Annotated in this window: 2 protein-coding genes and 1 pseudogene; all 3 read right to left on the reverse strand. The window is 45.4% G+C overall.

Translation table 11 applies throughout. From position 1 onward, the window contains the following. Positions 1-50: 50 nt before the first annotated feature. Positions 51-455: pseudogene (locus tag Q0389_RS10840) on the reverse strand (pyridoxal-phosphate dependent enzyme); the annotation flags it as partial. 9 nt (positions 456-464) lie between these two features. Further along, positions 465-896, reverse strand: coding sequence for a CoA-binding protein (locus Q0389_RS10845; RefSeq protein ID WP_298694097.1), 432 nt, complete (start codon positions 894-896; stop codon positions 465-467). 46 nt (positions 897-942) lie between these two features. After that, positions 943-1311, reverse strand: a 369-nt coding sequence (locus tag Q0389_RS10850) for a citrate/2-methylcitrate synthase (protein ID WP_298694098.1), incomplete at its 5' end; no start/stop codon positions are given.

A 1311-nucleotide genomic window follows, 5' to 3' on the forward strand; every position in this document is an offset into this window, starting at 1 on the left:
AGATAAAGGAATGTGACTGGAGTTCAGACGTGTGCTCTTCCGATCTCCGTGCCGTATGCGGATGCATAGGCATACGCTTCGTCGTTGTTTCCGCCCGCGAGGATAACTTCGGCGCCGTAATAGCGTACTCCGTTTATTTTCGTCAACGGGGTCGATTCGGGCATTACGATCAAAGCTTTGATACCGAAAATCTGGGCCGCCATGGCGACTCCCTGCGCATGATTTCCCGCACTTGCGGCAATGACGCCGCATTGACGTTCGTTTTCGGTTAGCGATGCAATTTTGTTGTAGGCACCCCGTATTTTAAAGGCTCCCGTAACTTGTAAATTCTCTTTTTTAAGATAGACCTCGCATCCGCACTCTTCGCTGAGTCTCGGAGCAAATGCAAAAGGGGTTTCGACTACCGTCCCCTTAATCCGTTCATGAGCTTCGTATATTGTTTGTAAATCGACCAATGTTTCCCTTTAACTGTTGAGCGATCGATGTTCGACCATCGTACAATGATTTTGAACGACGCGCATTCCGGCACTCTTCGCCTGTTCGGCCGCTTCGTTGTTCACAATCCCTTTTTGTGCCCAAAACACTTTGATGTCTCCCCGTTTTACACACTCTTCGGCGATTGCGACCAGCGCATCTGCTTTTCGAAATATATTAACCATATCGACCGGAAAAGGGATATCATGGAGCGAACGATACACTTTTTCCCCTAAAATGGTCTCCTCTTTCGGATAAACAGGAATGATCGTATATCCCGCATTTTTCAAATATTCGGCAACGCGATAGCTATCTTTGGTCGAATCGGGTGAAAGTCCCAATACGGCAATGGTTTTCACCTCGTTAAAAATAGATCGTATTTCTTCGTTTGTCGCATTGACGGTCGGGAATTCGCACTCCATAAAAGCTCCTAAAACGGTTATATATTTCTTATTATACCAAAATCGGCTATAACCGCTTTTTCGCTTCGCCGATATACCGCTGTCTCGGACGGGCGATTTTCATCTCAGGATCGTTTTTAAGCTCCATCCACTGTGTAATCCATCCGACAGAGCGCCCGATAACAAAGATGATCGTAAACATCGGTTTTGGGATTTTGAGGGCCGTTAATATCAAACCGGAATAAAAATCGATGTTCGGATACAGTTTGCGTTTAATAAAATAATCGTCACTTAAAGCGATTTGTTCGATTTTTTCCGCAATTTTTAGAAGATCGTTATCGACTCCGAGTTCGTCTTTGAGTTGATCGAGCAGGGATTTGAGGATTTTTGCACGAGGATCGAAGTTCTTATAGACACGATGTCCGAACCCCATCAG

The sequence above is a fragment of the uncultured Sulfuricurvum sp. genome, from assembly GCF_937936435.1.
In the GTDB taxonomy this organism is placed as follows: Bacteria; Campylobacterota; Campylobacteria; order Campylobacterales; family Sulfurimonadaceae; genus Sulfuricurvum.